The sequence below is a fragment of the Corynebacterium sp. LaCa54 genome (assembly GCF_046717495.1).
GTDB classification, from domain to species: domain Bacteria; phylum Actinomycetota; class Actinomycetes; order Mycobacteriales; family Mycobacteriaceae; genus Corynebacterium; species Corynebacterium kefirresidentii.
In genome coordinates, this window is record NZ_CP177115.1 from 249,871 (window position 1) to 265,994 (window position 16,124).

The following is a 16,124-nucleotide window of genomic DNA, read 5'->3' on the forward strand; positions in this document are numbered from 1 at the left end:
TCTTTATACCTCGGAACGTTCTGCCAGGGTAGCGCGGATAGGGCGAGCCAGCTGGGTCATGCGGTGACGGCCGCGCAGCTCAATGGATTTCATCATAGTCCAGCGGGCCTGCTCGGCCTCGTTAGCGGTTTTGAGCGTGGCGGCGTTGGTCAATACTTGGCCCGGGGTGTCCTTGGCCAGCTCGGTCAGGCGCGCGGCCTCGTTGACGGCATCACCGATGACGGTATATTCAAAGCGATCGGCGCCGCCGATGTGCCCGGCGACAACGTGCCCCGCGGCCACGCCGATGCCGGCTTGCAACTCGAGTCCGCGCAATTCACTGCGCAGATCGCGGGCGGCCTGCAGGGCCATGGAGGTGGAATCATAAACGTTGAGGGGAGCGCCAAAAACTGCGAGGGCTGCATCGCCCTGGAATTTATTAATAATTCCTTTATTGCGGTGCACCACCTTGACGACGTGCTCGAAGAACTTATTGAGCTCCTCCACAACTTCTTCGGGGGAGTGGTTAACGGCAAACGTGGTGGAACCGATGACGTCAATAAAAAGCACCGCCACTTTGCGATCCTCGCCGCCTAATTCTGGGCGCTCCTCCAACGCACGTTGGGCCACCTCGCTGCCGACGTAGCGGCCGAAAATATCGCGCACGCGGTTGCGCTCCCGCAGGCCACGCATCATTTCATTGAAACCGGCTTGCAGCACGCCTAGCTCGGATCCGTCATAGATATCGACCTCGGCATTGGTCTCACCGCGGCGCACCCGATTGATGGCGTTCTGTAGCTCCACAATCGGGTCTACGACGCTCATTACCGCAAAGCTGGTGCCGATAAAACCGGTAGCCAGAGCGGTAAGCGCCAAGGCGGTAATGGCGGGAACAAGATCGCCGGCGGTTCCAGGGAAAAGCCCGGTGAGCTGGGCAATCAGCGCCAGAAGGATGCCGATGAGCGGCACCCCGGAAGTCATCAGCCAGGTGGATATCAGGCGGTATTTGATGGGTGGCTCGAGCGTAGAATCCTCAAAGCGCCGCGCCACCGCCTGGGCGGCAACTGGGCGCACAAGGCGCTCTGCCTGCAGGTAGGTCAGGATGATAACCACCAAGCCGGCCAAGGTAGCGGATACGCCTACGACAAGCCCCAAGCGGCCGGATTCGCGCCCGGAAATGACCACGGCCAAAATGATGCCGATGAGCCATACCGCGGCCGCCACTGCGGACTGGTAGACGGGGATGCGCAGCACCAGGTTGCGCACCATATTTGGATCGTGCTCGTCCGGGTTGCGCTGCCAGTCCAGCACCGGGCGGAAGAGCAGGAGGGTTACGGCAATTCCGATAATCACGGCGAAGATGAGGTACACCGCGGCGACACCCATCAAGCTTGGCAGCTCGGCGGCAAAGTCCTTGATTTCCGGCATAGGAAGGAAATAGAGGACGAATGTCATGATCGCGATGGCGCCGATGAGGTTCGCACCGAGGACTAAGGCAGCGTAGACCGGCCATTGGGTTCCCATGAGCCATCGTGCGCCGCGCAATAGTCTGTTCATGTCTTCATACTTTAGTAAGACCAGTAGGCTAGGGCGAGTGAATACCGGAAGCGTTGCGCAAAGATTGGCAGATACCCCAGGCGTGGCCCGCACCATCCTGGATGCCGCTCGGGCAGCTCGGGGGACGCCGGGGGCAGACCCGCGGGCAATGAGCCATTCCTGGCTATTTACCGGCCCGCCGGGCTCCGGCCGATCCCTGGCCGCCCTCGATTTTGCGGCCGCACTCATGTGCACGGACTCGGAAGAGCCGGGCTGCGGCCGGTGCGAGGCCTGCCAGGCAGTGCTGGATGCGAAGCAGCATACTGACTTGGTGCTGGTGGATCCGCAGGAAGTCATCATTCCGGTGGATACGGTGCGCGAGGTCATCGGCCGCGCCGCGAGCCTGCCCACGGTGGCGCCCTGGCGCGTAGTGATCTTCAACAATGCCGACCGCCTCAATAACAACGGTGCGAATGCCCTGCTCAAGACCGTGGAAGAACCGCCGGCGCGCACAGTGATCATCATGTGCGCTCCTTCCGACGCCCCCGAGGACTTCTCCCAGACCCTCCGCTCGCGCTGCCGCCACCTCTACATTCCCTCCCCGTCGGTGGAGAGTATTACCGCCCAGCTGGTCAGCGAGGGCGCCTCGGATCACGACGCCCACTTGGCCGCCCTCACCTCCCTCCGCCACGTCGGCAGGGCGCGGCGCCTCGTCAACGACCCGGCGGTACAAAAGCGCCGCGCGGTGGCCATCAACCTGGCAGAAGAGGTCTTCCACGGCTCCCAAGGCTTTCAGGCGGTCACCTCGCTGCTGAAATTGGTCGACTCGGAGGCGAAGGAATCGCATAAGGAACAAGAAGAAGCCGAACTGGCGAAGCTGGAGCAGACCCTCGGCGTAGGTGCGAAGGGCAAAGGCGCGGCTAAAGCGCAGCGCGATGCCCGATCCGCCATTAAGGATCTGCAGGACCAACACAAGAAGCGAGCGAAACGCCGAGTTATCGACAACTTGGACTTAGTTCTTATCGATCTCTCCGGTGTGTACCGCGATGCGCTCATGCAGAAAGTTGGCGCGCAGGTGGACCTGACCCACCCGGACTTCGCCGGTCTTTCTGGTGAGCTAGCGCAACGCGTGAGTGAGGAAGGTCTGCTGGACTGCCAGGCCGCCATCACGTTGTGCCGCGAGCAGCTCACACAAAACGTCGGCACGCAGATTGCCTTCGACGGGTTGGTGGGCCGACTGCGTCGCGCGTGCCTATAAGCGGGTGCGTAGTCGGGGCCGATTTCTATTCCGCGGCGCCCCTAGGTTAAACTTTCTCTTGCTGCACTGGCATATGCCAAGCAGCGTGCCGCCTTAGCTCAGTCGGTAGAGCATTTCACTCGTAATGAAAAGGTCGCGAGTTCGATTCTCGCAGGCGGCTCCACAGTGGCCGCAGGTTATCTAGCCTGCGGCCTTTCGCCGTTGTGGGCACGGCAGTGGGTGCAGAGCGTTAAGCCTCGCCGTGGTTGTGCAGTAGGCGCGGGACCACCTTGCCGGTGGCGTTGCGCGGCAGCTGGGATAGGAAGTGCACATCGCGCGGCACGGAGTGATCGGCGAGCTTGGTGCGGACCCACTCGCGGATGGCGTCGGCCGTGAGGGCCTTTCCGGTGGCGTCGGCAGTAGGCACCGCCCACACGGCGATGCGCTGGAAGGTCTCGCCATCTTCCACGCCACCGGCATGGACCTCGTGGATGCCGGGCATGGCTTCGAGGACCTCGGTAACGGATTGCGGGTGAACATTCTCGCCGCCGACGATGATCATGTCATCGGCGCGGCCGACCACGTGCAAGAAATCATGCTCGTCGATATAGCCCAAGTCACCGATGGAGATGAGCCCGTCCACCTTATTGAGCCGCAGGTTGGGGTTGGTATAGCCGGTCATTGCGGTGGAGTTGGTCAGGTAAATCTCGCCCACCTCGCCGCGCGGCACCGGGTGGCCTTCCTTATCGAGGATGCGCAGCTTCGTGCCGGAGGTCACGCGCCCAGCGATGGTGGGGTTGGCGGCCACCTGGTCCATGGTGGCGGTCGTCGCCAGGGCGAGTTCGGTGGAACCGTATACATTGCAGAGGATGGCGCCGAAGCGCGCATTGGTCTCCTTGACCACCTCCGGGGTCAGCGCATTGCCGGCCGAGGCGATGAATTTCAGGCTCGAGGCATCGAACTCACCGGCCGGATCCCGCTCTACCAAGCGCTTAAAGAAGATAGGGGAGGAGATCATGCCATCGAGGCGGTAGCGCTGGACATCGTCAAGCACCTGCTCCGCGTCGAATACGCGGCGGGTGACGATGGTATTGCGCAGTCCGAGTGCGATATTGATGCAGGCCCATCCCCAGGTGTGGAAGATGGAGGCGGTGATCTGCAGGCGCTGGTCGGCGCGCCATGGAATGGTATCCACGATGGAGGCCAGCACTACCGGCAGGGTCGGTTCCGGCCGCACAATGCCCTTCGAAATGCCGGTGGTGCCGGAGGACATGAGCACGATCGGGCCGTGCTTGGGGAAGCGCGGCAGCTCCACGGCCGGTGGATTCTTCACAATCTTGTCTAACTTCGGCAGCTCGCTAGCCCCGGTATCGTGCGCGATGATTACGGGGATATCGGTATCCACGCGGTCGATGAACTCATCGTCTACCACGAGCACGTTGATGCCGTTTTCTTCGATACATCCAGCCAACTGCTCCGGCGAGGAGCCCACGTTGAGCAGGTAAATGGAAGCGCCCGCATAGCCCTTGGCGCCGAGCGGGATGATAATGCCGCGGCCGTTGCGCGCCATTACGCCAAGGCGGATTTCGGGCAGGTTCAGCGAGCGGAGGTAGCGGGCGAAGCCCTAGGCGTGGGTGCGCAGCTGACGGTAGGTGAGGGTGCCGTCGTCGTCGATAAGCGCTAGGCGCTCCGGGCAGGTGAGGTATCCCTGCTCAATTTCACGCGCGGTGGTGAAGCGGTAGCGGGCCGGGTTAGGTGCAAACTGAGCTGGGCCTTCGCGCCGCCTTGGTGGCTGATGAGTCCGGCGTTATAAAGTGCCGGCACAAACCGGCCGAGGGCTGCTGCGTGGAATGTGAAATCAGAAAAATTCACGGTTGGGGTAGCTCCAAAAAGCGAAGATAACAAAAAGGTAACCATGGACGATATCGTGAGAGAGGCGCGCGGTGTTGCCTCCAACTCGAAATTACAGAAGTGACTACAGTTACCTGAAGTTACTGGTGTTTCTAGAAAAGGATCTCATGAAATCTCTGCAGCTCAAAGTCCTCTCCGTGGTGGCTTCCGCGCTGGCCGTAGTGGGTGTGGCGGTTGCGCCACAAGCTTCCGCCGCGGAGCGCAACCTAGTAGCCTTCGGCGATTCTGTCCTCGCGGATCCAGATGCCGGCTCCTACTTTGCTCACCGTTTCGATCCCTCTAAGGGTGTGGGCGTGGATTGCCCTACCTCCAATAACTACGCCAAGCGTGCCGGTGCCAAGCTGCGCCTTCCGGTGCGTGATTTCTCCTACTCCGGTGCCGTGTCCATGTCTCGCGGCCCGCAGGTTTCCCAGCAGGTGGATGCGGCCATTCGTAGCGGCGCGCTGACTCCGGCTACCAACCGTGTGGTAATCACTACCGGTTTCAATGACACCTATAACCACCGCGAGCTCAACCTGCCGCAGATTCGCAAGCAGTTTGCGGACCACACTGCACCGCAGATTGAGCGCATCAAGCGTGCGGCTCCGAATGCGCGCGTGCAGATCGTTGGCTACCCCACCATCGGTTCTGGCCCGTACTATTGCCTCTTCCACTTCGGTCCGCGCCCGGCTGATTCCACCTTCCTGCCCGGCATTCAGGACTTTGAGAATAAGGCACAGTGGATGCAGGTGGACCTGGCGGCACGTACCGGCGTGCAATTCCTGGACATGAAACCTTCCACCCGCAATAACGGCATGTGCGCCGATGCAAACCAGCGCATGTGGGCTGGTCTAGTGGACTTTAGCGCAGGCGACGGCAACCTGCCCATCCACATGAACCAGCGCGGCCACGAGCATGCGGCCAATGTCATTGCCCGCTCTTAAAAAATATTTTCATTAATGTGCCGATTTTGAAAATATCGGTACGCTCGGGCGCATGACTGTAAAAGCTGTTATTGCCCGTTCCAAGGGCGCGGAAGTCGAAACCGTCAATATTGTTGTCCCCGACCCCGGCCCTAATGACGTCATCGTGCGCGTGCAGGCCTGCGGCGTATGCCACACCGACCTTGCTTACCGCGATGGCGATATTGAAGACGCCTTCCCGTTCCTGCTCGGCCACGAGGCCGCAGGCGTGGTGGAGACCGTAGGTTCTGCGGTCACCCACGTGGAGGAGGGCGACTTCGTCATTTTGAATTGGCGCGCCGTATGCGGCGAGTGCCGCGCTTGCAAGAAGGGCGAGCCAAAGTACTGCTTCAATACCCACAACGCCTCGAAGAAGATGACCCTCGAGGACGGCACCGAGCTCACTCCTGCGCTGGGCATCGGTTCCTTCGCGGAAAAGACCCTGGTCCACGAGGGCCAGTGCACCAAGGTGGAAGACACTGACCCAGCCGCTGCAGGCTTGTTGGGCTGTGGCATCATGGCGGGCCTCGGCGCAGCCGTGAATACCGGTGACATCCAGCTCGGCGAGTCCGTAGCCGTCTTCGGCTGCGGCGGCGTCGGAATGGCCGCCATTGCGGGTGCCAAGCTGGCAGCCGCGGCAAGGATCATCGCCGTGGACATTGACGAATCCAAGCTGGAAACCGCCCGCGAATTCGGCGCGACCGATACTATCTGCTCCAAGGACCTGTCGGAACAGGAAGTCATCGACGCCGTCCGCGAGCTCACCGGCGGCTTCGGCACCGACGTTTCCATCGACGCCGTGGGTATCCAGCCCACCTGGCGCCAGGCCTTCTACTCCCGCGACCACGCCGGCCGCATGGTCATGGTGGGCGTGCCAAACCTCACCGACCACGTGGATATCCCCGCCATCGACCTCTACGGCCGCGGCGGTTCCATCAAGCCAGCGTGGTACGGCGATTGCCTCCCGGAGCGCGATTTCCCCGCTTATGTAGCGCTATCCAAGGCCGGCAATTTCCCGCTAGAAAAGTTCGTTTCCGAGCGCATTGCGCTTGACGACGTCGAGCAGGCCTTCGCCACCATGAAGTCCGGCAAGGTCCTGCGTTCGGTGGTGGAGTTCTAATGCGCATCGATAGCACGGTTACTTCTGGCAAGTTCCGCCTCGACGGCGGCGAGTGGGACGTGGATAATAACGTCTACGTCGTGGGCGATGACTCCAATGTTTATGTGGTGGATCCCTCTCACGATCTCGATGCCGTAGCGGAGCTGGTAGGCGATCGCCACGTGGAAGGCATCCTGCTCACCCACGCGCACAATGACCACTGCGAGCTCGCCCCCGAGGCCGCCAAGCGCTTCGATACCGAGGTTTACCTGCACCCGGACGATGACATGCTGTGGCAGGAATCCAACGGCGATGCCCCATATACGCCGCTGGCGGATCGCGGTCAATTCGATATCGGCGGCGAGAAAATCACGGTCTACCACACCCCAGGCCACTCGCCGGGCTGCGTGGTGCTGCACGTGGGCGAGACGCTGCTGTCGGGCGATACGCTCTTCAATGGCGGCCCTGGTGCCACTGGCCGCAAGTACTCCGACTTCGATGTGATCATCGAGTCGCTGAAGAACGTGGTCTTCACCCTGCCGGAGGACACCAAGGTCCTGCCGGGGCATGGCGACGCCACCACGGTAGGTGCCGAGGCCGCACGCCTCGACGAATACATCGAGCGCGGTTACTAGCCGTTAGTACGCCCGCAGGTACTCGCCGTAGCCGGACTTAAGCAGCGGCTCGGCGAGTGCTTCTAGCTGGGCGCGGTCGATAAAGCCCGCCTCATAGGCAGCAACCTCGGGCGATCCGATAACGATCCCGGTGCGCTTTTGCATCACCTCAACATAGGCGGAAGCCTCGCTCATAGAGTCCACCGTGCCGGTATCGAGCCAGACGCTACCGCGGTGCAGCCGCTGAACATTCAGCTCGTCGCGGCGCAGGTACTCCTCATTGACGGCCGTGATTTCCAATTCGCCGCGGCCGCTGGGCTGGATGCCCTTGGCAATGTCCACGACGGAGTTGTCATAGAAATACAAGCCCACCACCGCGTGATTCGACCGCGGAACCTCCGGCTTCTCTTCGATGCTGAGCGCATGCCCCGCAGCGTCGAATTCCACCACGCCGTAGCGCTGCGGATCCGAGACCTCGTAAGCAAAAATGATGCCACCCTCCGGATCCTGGCAGTGGGTGAGCTCGCCGCCGAAGCCGTGGAAGATATTATCGCCGAGCACCAGTGCGACGCTATCGTCTCCAATAAAATCCTCGCCAATCAAGAAGGCCTGCGCGAGCCCCTCCGGCCGCGGCTGGACCGCATAATCGATCATGAGTCCGAGCTGGGAGCCGTCACCAAAGAGGCGTTGGAAGGCACCCGCATCCTCCGGGGTGGTGATGATGAGGATTTCCCGAATACCCGCCTGGATGAGCGTGGTCAGCGGATAGTAAATCATCGGCTTGTCATAGATGGGCATGAGTTGTTTCGAGATGCCCTTGGTAATCGGGTAGAGCCGCGTGCCGGAACCGCCGGCCAGGATGATGCCTTTCATTTAATCCTCCGGGTAGAGCGCTAGGTACAGGGCAAGGGCCGCGCGCCAATTCTGCGGCTTGAAGCGGGTGGCCTCGATTTTATCCAGCGCAAACGTCGATTCCTTGGGCCGCGGCGCCTCCGGTCCCGCGATTTCGCGGTACTGCTCGGTCGTCACTGGCGTGACCTCGGACGGATCGTGGCCGAGCCCGATGAATACCGCCATGGCAATCTCATCGCGGCCCACGGTATCGCCCGAATTGGATAGGTTATACACGCCGTAGTCCGCGTCGGACTTGAGCAGGTGCACGATGCCCTTGGCTAGGTCCTCGGCAAACGTGGGGCGGCCACGCTGGTCATGGATGACCTTCGGCTCCACGCCCTTATTAGCCAGCCGGCGCATGGTGGACATGAAATTCTCGCCATCACCAAAGACCCAGGAAGTACGGATGACGTAGTGCTGCGGCGCAGTCTGCGCGGCGGTATCACCCGCGGCTTTCGACGCCCCGTACGCACTGAGCGGCGACGGCAACTCCGCCTCGGTGTGGACCTCGTTCGCCCCATCGAAGATATAGTCGCTCGAGACATGCACCAGCGTGATCTGGTTTTCTGCGGCGATGCGTGCCAGCTTTGCCGGCCCTTCCGCGTTGACGGCCCACGCGGCGGCGCGGTCGTTTTCGGCGCCGTTGACGTCGTTATATGCCGCGCAGTTAATGATGGTCGAGTACTGCTTCCAATTTCGCTCTGGCGGATTGGTGATGTCGAAGTCGGCGTGGGAGCAAAATTCGGCGTCGCCAAGCAGGCGCTTCAGCGCCCTCCCCAACTGCCCATTCGCACCCGTGACGAGGATGCGCCGGGCGGGCATCGGGCTCACCTCTTCGAGGCTGGGGTGCTGCTTGTCTTTCTCCGAAATCTCGGTGAGCTCTAATGGCCAGTCCACGATGTCGAGGTTCACCGCGGCATAGCGCGCCTCGGCCGACCAGTGCTCATTGACCAAGTAACTATAAGAGGTATCCTCCAGCGCTTGAAAGCCATTGGCGACGCCTCGCGGCACAAACACCGCCGTCTCCGGCCCAATCTCGTGGGTAATAACCTCGCCGAAGCTCTCCGACCCCTCGCGCAGGTCGCACCACGCACCAAAAATCTTGCCCTGCGCCACCGAGATGAGCTTGTCCCAAGGCTCGGCGTGCAGCCCACGGGTAGCGCCGGCGTGGTTGAAGGAAATATTGTTCTGCACCGGCTGAAAGCTCGCGAGTTCGGGCGCGAGACCGGTGAGCTTTTCCCGCTGCCAATTTTCTTTGAACCAGCCGCGATTGTCCCCGTGCACGTCGAGGTCGATGATGAGTAGTCCCGGGATGGCGGTTTCAGTTATGTGCATGTCTACTGTCCTTGCTGCTTGTAGCGGGTCTCTACGTCTTCTTTCTCGGGCTTCCACCAGTCTTCGTTATCGCGGTACCACGCGATGGTGTCTTGGAGGCCGGCGCGGATATCTGTAAACCGCGGGGCCCAGCCCAATTCGCGGCGCAGCTTGGTGGCATCCATGGCGTAGCGCTGATCATGGCCGGGGCGGTCCGCGACGTGCTCATAGAGGGCGCGCCCATCGCGGGTGTGGCCCATAATTTCGCAGATAAGCTCGATGGCCTGCTTATTGCTGATATCCGGCTGATCCGCGCCGATAGTGTAGGTCTCTCCAATCCGGCCGCGCTCTAGGATGGCGAGCACTGCCTCGTTGTGGTCATCGACATGAATCCAATCGCGGACCTGCTCGCCCGTCCCATAAAGCTTGGGCGTGCGGCCGGAGAGAATATTGGTGATCTGGCGGGGAATGAACTTCTCGATGTGCTGATACGGCCCATAATTATTGGAGCAATTCGAGATGGTGGCGCGCAGCCCAAAAGAACGCACCCATGCGCGCACGAGGTGGTCAGAACCTGCCTTGGTGGCGGAGTACGGGCTGGAGGGGGCGTAGGCGGTGTTCTCGTCAAACTTGGTTTCTGCCCCAATCTCGAGATCACCGAAAACCTCGTCGGTGGAGACATGGTGGAAGCGGGTATCGTGCTTCCGGCACGCCTCCAACAGCGTGAACGTGCCCACGATATTCGTGTGGAGGAAGGGGGAGGGGTCACGCAAAGAATTGTCGTTATGGGATTCGGCGGCGAAGTGAATTACTACATCGGCGGCAGCGACGAGCGGTTCTACCGTCGCAGAATCGGCGATATCACCCTCGACGAAGTCAATATCCAGATCGTCGAGGTTGGCGCGGTTTCCGGCGTAAGTGAGCTTATCAAGCACCGTAACGCGGGTATCGGGGCGCGCCTGGCGCATGAGGCGCACGAAATTGGCGCCGATAAAACCGGCGCCGCCAGTGACGAGCATCGTTTGCATGGTTATCCAGTGTAGGGCAGTCGGACGGGCTGCTGTGGCAGGCCGCGGGCCCGCGCGCAAGAGGTCAGGCCGCGCCCGGGGGAGACGGTGGTGGCGAGGGCGGATCCGTGAGCCTGCGTCCCGGGGCTTGTTCCGCGGCGGGGTGGTCGTTGACCTCTACTGTGGGCGATAGCCCGCTCGCGTGCGCGGCCCGGTAGCCCACCCGGCCGGTGCCGGGGTCCCGTTCGGCGTGACCCATTCCGTTGCGGCCATCGCGGTAATCGTTATTGTCCACGTGGTGGCGACGGCACAGCAGCGTCAGATTTTTTAGGTCGGTGGCGCCGCCGTGAGACCAAGCCTGCAGATGGTGGACATCGCAGTCCTGCCAGGGGCGGTGGCACTCGGGGTGGGTGCAGACAAGCTCGGAGGCCGCGAGGGCGAGCTTCTGCCAGAGGGAAGCGGTGCGTTTGGTGCGGCCAAGTTCGAGGGGAAAGCCCTTCTCATCCACCGCACAGAAGAAATCGTGCTGCGCGGCACCCAAGCGGAGGAGATCGAGCGGAGAAAGCTCGATGCCGGTGCTGGTGGCGAAGCGGGTATCGCCGCCCATCGCCTCCAGTTCTTCCAAGGTGGTGGCGACGAAGAAAGAACCAAGGCCCGCTGAGTCCTTTTGGGTGGCAGAAAGGTAGCTCGACAAGGCAGCGGTCAATTGGTCCGCCATGCGCTGGGCATAAGTGCGGGTATCATCCTCGGCGCTGAGATCGGCGCTGCCTTTATTTTTGGCGGGAGCAAAGGCACTGGCAAGGATGGCGGCCGCGGAGGCGTCGAGGTATCCGGAGATATGCACACCGCCGTCAGCATCTTGGCGGGAGATGCTAAAGCGCCGCTTGCGGGTAGCGGCGTGCGGATCGGGCTCGCCGGCAGGATTGAGGGCGTGCTTATTCGCCTTGCGAACTGCCTTACGCAGCCACTCGCGTAAGGAATCGAAGGAGCGGCGCTTGGCCTGCTCGAGGGCCTGGTTGCGCAGCTCGCTTGGGCCGGGGATGGCGTACTTGCTGAGGCTGCGCAGCTCATTCTCGATGAGGTTAAGGATGCGCTCAGGGATAGGCTCTTCTTCGAAAAGCTTCTTGCGGCGCTTTTCCTCTTCGCGGCGCTCGCGGTCGGCGCGGCGGCGGGCTTCTTCCTCGGCCTGTGCGCGTGTGGCGTCATCAGCATCGGGATCAGCAGGTGGGGGAGTGGGCTCCGGTTCGGGGATAGGGGCAAATAGGTTGCGCCCATTGCGCAGACGGGCGGCGGCTTCGGACTCGCTAAGACCTAGGCGGGCGGTCAGGTAGTCCTTGGCCTTGGAGGAGCCCACGCGGCGGCCGGCGTCATCGCGCTCCGCGATGAAGGCGAAGGCAGCGTCAATAGCGGCCTTGTTGCCCAGGGCCCTTTCCAAGTGCTCGAAATGAGGGTGAAGAAGCTCGAAAGAGAGGTCGGAGGGATCCTGCATGAGGGCGCGCAGTTGGGTTAACCCGGCGGCAACTTGGGCGATGGCGGAGTCTATCTCCGCGTGCTTGGTGGTCTGCATAATCCCCCCTCCTGTTCGTTTACATGTTCTATTCTACCTAGATAAAACACCCCGTCAACAGGAAAGAAGGGATTGGTCAATAGATTAGACAATCCCCAAACAAACGCAGGGCCAAAACCACTAACTCGGGAATGAAGGAAGGGCCGTGTGGTTGAGCCAAGCGTCTACGGTGGCGTCGAAAAGCGCGGCATCAGGAGCGGCGGCGCGGAAGGAATCTAGCACCATGGAAGGCTCCACCACCGAATGCTGGTGCTCGGTGAGGTAGCTGCGGAGGGTGCTAAAGAAGGCGTCGCCAAGCAGGCGGTGAATGGCGTGCACGGTCAAAGCACCGCGCTTATACACGCGGTCATCGAACATATCGCGCGCACCCGGATCGGAAACGGTGAGGTTCTGCGCCTTGCGGCCTAGAACGTTGTAGTGGGAACGTGCTGCCTCGCTCGCGGTGGTCTCGCCCTTGTGCTCGGCCCATAACCACTCGCTGTAGCAGGCAAAGCCCTCATTGAGCCAGATATCCTTCCACTCGCTCAGGCCTACGGAGTTACCAAACCACTGGTGGGAAAGTTCGTGGGCAATGAGGCGCTCGAAGGCGTGGTCTCCCTTCACATGGTTGGATCCAAAGATAGAAAGCCCCTGCGCTTCGAGCGGAATCTCCAACTCATCTTCCGTGATGACCACCTGGTAATCCGCAAACGGGTAGGGGCCATAAATGGAGGTAAAGAAGTCCACCATCTCCTGCTGCTGGGCAAATTCATTCAGCACCCGCTCGCGCAGCGTGGCTGGAGCCCAAGCCCGAGTGGAAGGGCCCAAGGCAAAGCTGGAAAACTCACCTACCTGCACCGTAGCCAGGTAGGTGGCCATGGGCTGGCGGGTACGGTAATGCCAGCGCGTGGTGGAGCCGCCCGCCCTGCGGGAGACGAGGTCGCCATTAGACACAACGATAAAGGGATCATCGGCCGTAATGATGATGTCATAGAGCGCCTTTTCAGACGGTGTATCGTCGCAGGGGAACCAGCTCGGCGCGCCATTGGGCTGGCTGGCCACCAGCGAACCGGACTCGGTTTCTTCCCAACCAATCTCGCCCCAGGTGGTGCGGATGGGGCGAGGGCTACCGCCATAGCGAATAACCAGCTCAAACTCCGTCCCGGCGGCGATATTATCGGCAAAGCGCAGGCGCAGCTTACCCGAAGACTGGCGGAACTTTGCCACCCGCGGTGCGCCCTTCGTGGTCACGCGCCGAGCCACCATCGCCCCGCCCAAATCCAAGGTCAAAGACGTTAAATCGGCGGTCGCTCGGATTGCTAAAACGGCCTCGCCGTGGAGCAAGTTGGGCTCCACGCGGTAGGTCAGATCCAGCGTGTAGTGGGACACCTCAAATCCGAGGTTAAAATCCACGCCGGTATAAGGGTCAGTGTGGGTACGCGAAAGGGCGGTAGGAAGCAACTTCATAATGCTGCAAGCCTACCGCCCTTTTAGCCGCGGAAAGAAACGAGCTTATTTATTGAAAGCGCGCTCGAAGACCGGCCAAGAATCCTTGAGGTCCGCAATCCAGTGCGGCCAGGAGTGGGTGCCGGTATTGCGGAAGTTATAGGTAGCCGGGATGCCAGCCTGGTCCAACTTGGCCTTGAAGTTGTGGGTGCAGTAGTTCACGCCAGCCTCGATGGCGCCGCCTTCCACCTGCAGCTTAGCGGAGCCCAAAGCAGCGGCGGCAGGGTTGTAGCCCTTAGCCACGTTATAGGAGAAGGTATCCTCCTTGCCGGCCAGACCGGAACCGGAGGAGATGTACAGCTCCGTGCCGCGCAGCTTCTCGTGGTTCATCATCGCATCGTTATAGCGGTTGGTGGGGGAACCGAAGGGGCCCCACATCTGCTCTGCGGAAGCGCCACCGCGGTTAACGGTGAGCTCAACGGCCTTGTGCTCTACCGGGTAGGCGGTAGCCGCACAGCCGGCGTAGGAACCAACGGCGTCATAGAAGCCTTGGTTGTGCTCTGCCAGCAGCAGGGAGGAGGTAGCGGACATGGACATACCCGCGATGGCGCGGTGGTTATCGGCCTTGATGTGTCCCTCGATAGCGCCCGGCAGTTCCTTGGTGAGGAAGGTTTCCCACTTCTGCGGGCCCTTAAGATACTGGGAGTTCGGCTCGGATACCCAGTCGGTGTAGTAGGAGAAGGCACCAGCCTGCGGGATGACCACGTTGACGTTCTTGGAGTGGTAAAAATCCACGGCATCGGAAAGCTTCAGCCAGTCCATGTCCTGCTCCGCGCCGCCTGCGCCATTAAGCAGGTAGATGGTCGGGCGGTTCTCATCCGTCGCGCGAATGACAGCCAGCGGAATCTTGCGGCCGTTCATAGCCGGGGAGGTGGCCTGCAGCTTATCGACGCGCGGATCGTCCTTGTACTTCTGGTACCAGGTCTGCTGCTCCAACTCCGGGGTGACCTCTAGTGGGGCCAGGGTGGACTGGGCGGCGTTGCCTGCTACCTGCTGCGGGGTGAGCTGTGCGGCGCCCGCCATCGGGGCGCTAGCCAAGCCTGCGCACACTGCGGTGGCGGCCAGGATGGAGCTAAGACGCTTCATTGTGCTTCTTTCCTGTAGTTAATGAACTCGTTGATTATACTTCTGCGCTACTTATTCCGCAGCGCCGGCAGCCTCTGGAGCTTCGGCTTCCTTGCCCTCGACGAAGTCCTTATCAGGGGACTGGTCAGCGGCGCTCGGGGCGTCCTTGATCTGCGCATTTTCCTGAGCCTGCGGCGCATCGATGGAAAGCTCGTTGGGCTTTACTTCCGGCTCGGCCGGAGCTTCTGCGGCGTCCTTGTTAAAGCCACGCTCGAAGGTCTTCCACGAGGAGAAGATGTCATCGCGCCAGCCCGGCCAGGAGTGGGTGCCGGTATTGCGGAAGTTCCAATCCGCCTTCATGCCCTGGGAATCCATCTTGGCCTTGAGATCGTGGGTGCAGGAGCTCATAGCAGCCTCGATGACGCCGCCCTCCACGATGAGGGTGGACGATCCCTTAGCGCCCCAGTCATTGGCACCGCCCAAACCGCTATTCACGGAGACGTAGGTCTCGGATGGGCCCAAATTCTTCGGGGTGGCATTGACCAATGCGTCGTTGTACACGTTGTACTCACTGCCCATAGCGCCCCACATCTGATCGGCCGAGCCGCCGCCGCGGTTGACAGTCAGCTGGGTGTACAGGCGCGGCAGCGGGCGAGAGGTAGCCGCGCAGCCGGAGAAGGAGCCCACCGCGTTGTAGAAGCCCGGGTTGTGCTCCGCCAGCAGCAGGGAGGAGGTAGCGGCCATGGACATGCCAGCGATGCCGCGCTTGCCATTGCCTCCGATATGATCCTCTAGAGCGCCTGGCAGCTCCTTGGTCAGGAAGGTCTCCCACTTCTGTGGGCCCTTGAGGTAGCCGGCATCCGGCGTAGAAACCCAGTCAGTGTAGTAGGAGAAGGCACCGGCCTGTGGGATGACCACATTGACGTCCTTGGACGTGTAGAAATCCACCATGTCCTGCACGCCCTCTTGCTCTGGGTTGACGTCGCGCTTCGCGGTGGCGGTGATCCAGTCCATGCCCTGCTCAGCGCCGCCCGCGCCGTTGAGTAGGTACAGGGTGGGGCGCTTCTTTTCAAAGTTGCCGTCTGGGGAGATGACCGCAAGCGGGACCTCGCGGCCACCCATGGCGGCGGAGGTAGCCGTCATGACCTTGACGTGGTTGCCGTAGTGGTTGCCCTGGGCGCTCTTGTGGCCGAAGGCATAACCCTTCCACTTGTCCTTGTCCTTTAGTCCGGCAATATCTACCACGCGGTTTTCGCCCTCGGTGGTGATGGCGTAGTTGATATTTTCCGGATCTGCCGAGTCAGTGAGGTTTACCTCGCGGATGGTGGATGGGGTGGCGTCCCCCTGAATCTTGGCCGGCTCGACGGCGGAGGCGATAGGGGCGGAGAGGACTCCTGCCGCGATGGCGATGCCTGCGACGCTGGAGCCGATAGAGCGCAAAGTATGCATATTTTTAGCTTCCTCGAGTTAAGAGA

Annotated in this window: 12 protein-coding genes, 1 tRNA gene and 1 pseudogene; 5 read left to right on the forward strand and 9 right to left on the reverse strand. The window is 61.4% G+C overall.

Annotated features, from left to right (window positions below; all coding sequences use genetic code 11):
* Window positions 1-3: 3 nt before the first annotated feature.
* Entirely contained in the window at window positions 4-1,536 is a 1,533-nt protein-coding gene (locus tag ACLI1M_RS01265) for an adenylate/guanylate cyclase domain-containing protein (protein ID WP_034655698.1), read from the reverse strand.
* A gap of 37 nt (window positions 1,537-1,573) precedes the next feature.
* On the opposite strand from ACLI1M_RS01265, the gene ACLI1M_RS01270 reads away from it, so the two are divergent.
* Both ACLI1M_RS01270 and ACLI1M_RS01275 read left to right on the forward strand, forming a co-directional pair.
* Window positions 1,574-2,773, forward strand: coding sequence for a DNA polymerase III subunit delta' (locus ACLI1M_RS01270; protein WP_411706618.1), 1,200 nt, complete (start codon window positions 1,574-1,576; stop codon window positions 2,771-2,773).
* A gap of 87 nt (window positions 2,774-2,860) precedes the next feature.
* Window positions 2,861-2,936, forward strand: a tRNA-Thr gene (locus ACLI1M_RS01275).
* Between the two features lie 66 nt (window positions 2,937-3,002).
* Here ACLI1M_RS01275 and ACLI1M_RS01280 read toward each other — a convergent pair.
* Window positions 3,003-4,669: pseudogene (locus ACLI1M_RS01280) on the reverse strand (AMP-binding protein).
* 101 nt (window positions 4,670-4,770) lie between these two features.
* On the opposite strand from ACLI1M_RS01280, the gene ACLI1M_RS01285 reads away from it, so the two are divergent.
* From ACLI1M_RS01285 to ACLI1M_RS01295, 3 genes are read left to right on the forward strand one after another with little or no spacing between them, the layout of a single operon-like run.
* Window positions 4,771-5,586 (forward strand): GDSL-type esterase/lipase family protein, encoded by an 816-nt coding sequence (locus ACLI1M_RS01285; protein WP_248099232.1) that lies wholly within the window; start codon window positions 4,771-4,773, stop codon window positions 5,584-5,586.
* Window positions 5,587-5,638: 52 nt separating this feature from the next.
* Complete coding sequence (locus tag ACLI1M_RS01290) at window positions 5,639-6,724, forward strand: S-(hydroxymethyl)mycothiol dehydrogenase (RefSeq protein WP_248099231.1); 1,086 nt, start codon at window positions 5,639-5,641, stop codon at window positions 6,722-6,724.
* Window positions 6,724-7,338: an MBL fold metallo-hydrolase gene (locus ACLI1M_RS01295; protein WP_023020439.1), complete on the forward strand. Its 615-nt coding sequence runs from the start codon at window positions 6,724-6,726 to the stop codon at window positions 7,336-7,338. The genes ACLI1M_RS01290 and ACLI1M_RS01295 overlap by 1 nt, the downstream gene beginning before the upstream one ends.
* Before the next feature lie 3 nt (window positions 7,339-7,341).
* Here ACLI1M_RS01295 and rfbA read toward each other — a convergent pair whose 3' ends face one another.
* The 7 genes from rfbA to ACLI1M_RS01330 form a co-directional block, all read right to left on the reverse strand.
* A complete protein-coding gene (rfbA, locus tag ACLI1M_RS01300) occupies window positions 7,342-8,190 on the reverse strand; it encodes a glucose-1-phosphate thymidylyltransferase RfbA (RefSeq protein ID WP_248099230.1) in 849 nt (282 codons plus the stop codon).
* Window positions 8,191-9,546: a sugar nucleotide-binding protein gene (locus ACLI1M_RS01305; protein ID WP_248099227.1), complete on the reverse strand. Its 1,356-nt coding sequence runs from the start codon at window positions 9,544-9,546 to the stop codon at window positions 8,191-8,193.
* 2 nt (window positions 9,547-9,548) lie between these two features.
* Window positions 9,549-10,544, reverse strand: coding sequence for a dTDP-glucose 4,6-dehydratase (gene rfbB / locus ACLI1M_RS01310; protein ID WP_248099381.1), 996 nt, complete (start codon window positions 10,542-10,544; stop codon window positions 9,549-9,551).
* Window positions 10,545-10,617: 73 nt separating this feature from the next.
* Entirely contained in the window at window positions 10,618-12,099 is a 1,482-nt protein-coding gene (locus ACLI1M_RS01315) for an HNH endonuclease signature motif containing protein (RefSeq protein WP_248099225.1), read from the reverse strand.
* 120 nt (window positions 12,100-12,219) lie between these two features.
* On the reverse strand, window positions 12,220-13,545 hold the full coding sequence (locus ACLI1M_RS01320; protein ID WP_248099223.1) for a M1 family metallopeptidase: 1,326 nt from the start codon (window positions 13,543-13,545) through the stop codon (window positions 12,220-12,222).
* Window positions 13,546-13,590: 45 nt separating this feature from the next.
* A complete protein-coding gene (locus ACLI1M_RS01325) occupies window positions 13,591-14,670 on the reverse strand; it encodes an alpha/beta hydrolase (RefSeq protein WP_200288336.1) in 1,080 nt (359 codons plus the stop codon).
* A 51-nt stretch (window positions 14,671-14,721) separates the two neighbouring features.
* A complete protein-coding gene (locus ACLI1M_RS01330; protein WP_023020446.1) occupies window positions 14,722-16,098 on the reverse strand; it encodes an alpha/beta hydrolase in 1,377 nt (458 codons plus the stop codon).
* Window positions 16,099-16,124 lie beyond the last annotated feature (26 nt).

What these genes read in the sequence shown, in the direction of transcription:
- ACLI1M_RS01265 (WP_034655698.1), bottom strand. Translation starts at nt 1,536, where the DNA reads ATGAACAGACTATTGCGCGGCGCACGATGGCTCATGGGAACCCAATGG.
- ACLI1M_RS01285 (WP_248099232.1), top strand. Translation starts at nt 4,771, where the DNA reads ATGAAATCTCTGCAGCTCAAAGTCCTCTCCGTGGTGGCTTCCGCGCTG.
- ACLI1M_RS01290 (WP_248099231.1), top strand. Translation starts at nt 5,639, where the DNA reads ATGACTGTAAAAGCTGTTATTGCCCGTTCCAAGGGCGCGGAAGTCGAA.
- ACLI1M_RS01295 (WP_023020439.1), top strand. Translation starts at nt 6,724, where the DNA reads ATGCGCATCGATAGCACGGTTACTTCTGGCAAGTTCCGCCTCGACGGC.
- rfbA (WP_248099230.1), bottom strand. Translation starts at nt 8,190, where the DNA reads ATGAAAGGCATCATCCTGGCCGGCGGTTCCGGCACGCGGCTCTACCCG.
- ACLI1M_RS01305 (WP_248099227.1), bottom strand. Translation starts at nt 9,546, where the DNA reads ATGCACATAACTGAAACCGCCATCCCGGGACTACTCATCATCGACCTC.
- rfbB (WP_248099381.1), bottom strand. Translation starts at nt 10,544, where the DNA reads ATGCTCGTCACTGGCGGCGCCGGTTTTATCGGCGCCAATTTCGTGCGC.
- ACLI1M_RS01315 (WP_248099225.1), bottom strand. Translation starts at nt 12,099, where the DNA reads ATGCAGACCACCAAGCACGCGGAGATAGACTCCGCCATCGCCCAAGTT.
- ACLI1M_RS01320 (WP_248099223.1), bottom strand. Translation starts at nt 13,545, where the DNA reads ATGAAGTTGCTTCCTACCGCCCTTTCGCGTACCCACACTGACCCTTAT.
- ACLI1M_RS01325 (WP_200288336.1), bottom strand. Translation starts at nt 14,670, where the DNA reads ATGAAGCGTCTTAGCTCCATCCTGGCCGCCACCGCAGTGTGCGCAGGC.
- ACLI1M_RS01330 (WP_023020446.1), bottom strand. Translation starts at nt 16,098, where the DNA reads ATGCATACTTTGCGCTCTATCGGCTCCAGCGTCGCAGGCATCGCCATC.